1 pseudogene is annotated in these 1,428 nt (G+C 67.6%); it reads right to left on the bottom strand.

The features are described from left to right. Nucleotides 1-1,428: pseudogene (locus PAI11_RS27540) on the bottom strand (peptidoglycan DD-metalloendopeptidase family protein); the annotation flags it as partial.

Here is a 1,428-nt window from a genome sequence, read left to right as displayed (position 1 = left end):
GGCGTGCGGATGGCGTACTTGGAGGGCTTGGTGAGGACGGTGGGGTTGTCGATCTGGCTGATGCGGTCGATCAGCTTGATCCACTGGTTCGGTTTGAGGATCTGGGAGATCTGCTTGCCGAGCTTGGGGTCGTTGGCGATGGTGGGGCGGAACCCGACGTGGATGTGGTCGTCGTGGTCGGGCAGCGACATGGTGTTGTCGGTGCCGGGGAAGGTCATCAGGGAGATGATCTGGTGGGGCTTCATCGCGCCCTGGAGCTGCAGCAGCAGCCGGATCGTGGAGTCGGTGATGGTGCCGGGGCCCTGGGTCTTGGGCGTGATCGTGATCCCGTTGACGGCGGCGATGTCGACCGCGTTGCCGGAGGAGTGCTCCGACACGTTGCCGGAGGCGGTCATCAGGCCGTGGCCACTGCGTAGCGAGGTGATGGTGAGGCGCAGGCCGTTGGCGGTCAGGTATTCGAGGGTCGCGAGGACGCGGCGGTCGATCGCGCCAGCGGCGATGTCGCTGCGGCCTTGCGGGTAGATGTCCAAATGGCGGTCGGCGAGGACGCGGTCCTGGAGCTGGGCCTTGCTCATCAAGAGGACCTGGCCCGCGCTGGCGTTGCCGTCGTTGCCGAACAGCGGGTTCTGGCCCTTCGCGCGGTAGACCGCGGTCGATTCGAGGAGCTTCCAGCCGTCGAGGATCGGCTTCGGGTCCACGCGGGGGGCGCCCTTGCCGGCGGGACGGATCTCGAACTGCAGATGCGGGGTGGTGGAGCTGGTGGTCTTGCCGATCCGACCGAGGACGGTGCCGGCCATCACGCGAGCACCCTTCTTCATCCGCTTCAGCCGGATGTCGTCCTTGGGCAGGCCGTGCAGCGAGGAGAGGTAGCTCGAGTAGGAGCCGTTCTCCAGCTCCTGGTTGGCGAGCTGCTCCGCACCACCCAGCTTCTTCGCGACCGGACGCGCTGGATTCGCGAACACCCGCTCCTTGGTGTCGACGGCCGTGGTGTCGGTCGCGGGAGCGGCGGGCTCGACGGTCGACGGGGCCTGGCGGGCCGTGGCCTTCTGGCTGCCAGCGGTCGCGGCGACGGTCGGCTTGGGATCCTTCGCCGGGTCGAGGACCGTGCTGTCGCTCTTGGCCTTCGCCTTCGTCTTCGCGACGGGGTAGAACCCGGACAGCGTCTTGAGGTTGCCGTACGTGTAGGTGTTGCCGTACACGTCGCGCAGCTGGATGAACTTCCCCAGCCGCTTGCTGGTGCCGAGCTTGACGATCTCGCCGTCCTGGACCGCGATCACCGCCGCGCCGGGGCGCGAGAAGACGTTGATCGACCGCTTCTCCGACGAATCGATCGCCTTCGACGCGTTCCCGCTCTTCGTCCGGGTCCGCGCCTTGCGATTGGCGTCATCGCCGGCGTAGCGGGCCTTCGCCGCGACGGGGAACACGCCC

It is taken from the genome of Patulibacter medicamentivorans (assembly GCF_000240225.1).
GTDB lineage: Bacteria > Actinomycetota > Thermoleophilia > Solirubrobacterales > Solirubrobacteraceae > Patulibacter > Patulibacter medicamentivorans.
Note: the sequence above shows the minus strand (reverse complement) of the source record. Positions and strands in the feature narration are given on the sequence as shown.